The following is a 2,249-nucleotide window of genomic DNA, read 5'->3' as shown; positions in this document are numbered from 1 at the left end:
TGAATATGCCGTCAGCCAAGCAGCGATAGACGATATCGTTGTCATCGCGGGTAAGGGTCATGAAACCTATCAAGAGATTAATAACATCCGTTATGATTTTGATGACAGTATCATCTTGCATAATGCTTTGCAGCACTCTGGACGCGTATAAATAATAGTTATTACAACCAGTTTTGATATTCAACTATAAGAAATAAGTAATCATATATAAGGTAATCACTATGACCGCCGACAACGAAAATAGCATTCAGTCGCAAGGGCTGTATGTTTGGCAAGCAGACAATCTGCTAGCAGCGACAGCGTCAGTCGATGGACACTGGCAGCTGAATGACGGACAAGCAGGTTTAGAGAATCATGTAACGAGTACTCGTATCGCCACCGATACCCGCACGATAAAAGCGGGCGATATATTTTTGGCGTTAACGGGTGACAATTTTGATGGTCATGATTATATAGAGCTAGCTGCCTCACAAGGGGCAGTTGCTGCTATTGTCTCAAAGCCCGTTGCGACTTCTCATTCAATTGCGCAATTGGTGGTTAGTGATACCCGTTTAGCCTTGGGGCAATTGGCATCTTATCGTCGTCAGCAGCATAAAAATTTGACCGTTATTGCTATTACGGGCTCTAGCGGCAAGACCACTTGCAAAGAGATGCTCGGCAGTATCTTTGGCAGACTAGCGCCGACGCTGATTACCCGTGGCAACCTAAATAATGATTTGGGCGTACCAATGATGCTGCTTGAGCTGACCGATCATCATCGCTATGCCATTTTAGAGTTGGGTGCCAATCATATTGGCGAGATTGCTTATACTACTGAGATTGTGCAGCCGGATGTGGCTTGTATTTTAAATATTGGTACTGCGCATTTGGGCGAGTTTGGTAGCCGCGAAGGTATTTGCCAAACCAAGGCTGAGATTTACCATACCTTGAATGATAACCAGTTTGCGATTGTTCCTGATAAAGATGATTTTACCAATCAGCTGCGCCGGATTGCCGAAAAACATACCGCCAATGTTATTGGATTTGGTAACACCAATGTTAGCGCCAGTCATTTAGACGTTGAGCCTGAGCGCAGTGAGTTTAAGCTGCATATTGGCAGTCAAGTCCATGATATCAATTTGCCTTTAGCAGGCGAGCATAATGTCAGTAACGCTTTAGCAGCTGCTGCTTGTGCTCATGCGTTAAATATCGATATTAATGACATCGTCATTGGGCTTGAAAACGCGCGCCCCGCCAAAGGTCGCCTTAACAGTCAACTATTGGGTATGCATCGCTTGATTGATGATACCTATAATGCCAATCCGCATGCTGTACGTGCCGCAGCAAAAGTATTGGCAGCGCAGACTGGCACGCAGATAATGGTACTTGGTGATATCGCTGAGCTTGGTGAGGCGGCGATTAGTGAGCATCAAAGTTTGGGACGTACGATTGCGACCGCAGGTATCGATGTGCTGCTTTGTGTGGGTGAATACGCGTCTTATACTGTGGCTGGCGCGCAAGAGATTGCTGACATCAGTGCTCATGCTTTTGCTGATAAAGGCAGTTTATTAAAGTATTTACAGTCTTATTTGCAAGCTCAGCAGGCTCAGCCCTGTACGGTGTTGTTTAAAGGCTCGCGTTCCATGCAGATGGAAACACTTATCAATGCGCTAGTCGAGGAGTAGGCGGTGTTAGTTTGGTTATTTAGTTGGCTAGGTCAGTATTATACCCCGTTTTATGCGGTTTCTTCGTTGACGCTACGTGCGTTACTGGCGGTCATTACTGCCCTTGCCTTTAGCATGATTTTTGGTGGGCGAGTTATTCGACGCTTGCGGGCCCTTAAGTATGGTCAAGCGATTCGTAATGATGGACCACAATCACATTTGGCAAAAACCGGTACCCCGACCATGGGGGGGGTGCTGATTTTAAGTGCCATAGGTGTATCGACCTTATTGTGGGCGCGCTTAAACAATCCTTATGTCTGGATTTTGCTTATGGTCATGGTTATTTTTGGTGCGGTCGGCTGGGCCGATGATTGGCTTAAAATTAAATATAAAAACCCAAAAGGCTTAATCGCTCGCAAAAAATACTTTTGGCTGTCGATGGGCGCATTGTTCGTTGGTATCTCTTTATACTATATTGCGACGTTACAACCAGATATTGCTACCACTCGCGAAATGCAGGATTTACTAATACCTATCTTTAAAGATTGGATGATTCCATTTTCAGCCGTGCCGTTTGGTATTGGCTTTATTATCTTTACCTATTTT

Annotated in this window: 1 protein-coding gene and 1 pseudogene; both read left to right on the top strand. The window is 45.0% G+C overall.

The window, feature by feature from the left end; translation table 11 throughout:
* Window positions 1–221: 221 nt before the first annotated feature.
* Window positions 222–1,664, top strand: a complete 1,443-nt coding sequence (locus VLN09_RS11210) for a UDP-N-acetylmuramoyl-tripeptide--D-alanyl-D-alanine ligase (RefSeq protein WP_325246543.1) — start codon at window positions 222–224, stop codon at window positions 1,662–1,664.
* 3 nt (window positions 1,665–1,667) lie between these two features.
* Window positions 1,668–2,249 (top strand): annotated as a pseudogene (locus VLN09_RS11205) (phospho-N-acetylmuramoyl-pentapeptide-transferase); the annotation flags it as partial.

It is taken from the genome of Psychrobacter sp. (assembly GCF_035469765.1).
GTDB lineage: Bacteria > Pseudomonadota > Gammaproteobacteria > Pseudomonadales > Moraxellaceae > Psychrobacter.
This window is presented reverse-complemented; position numbering and strand designations above follow the sequence as displayed.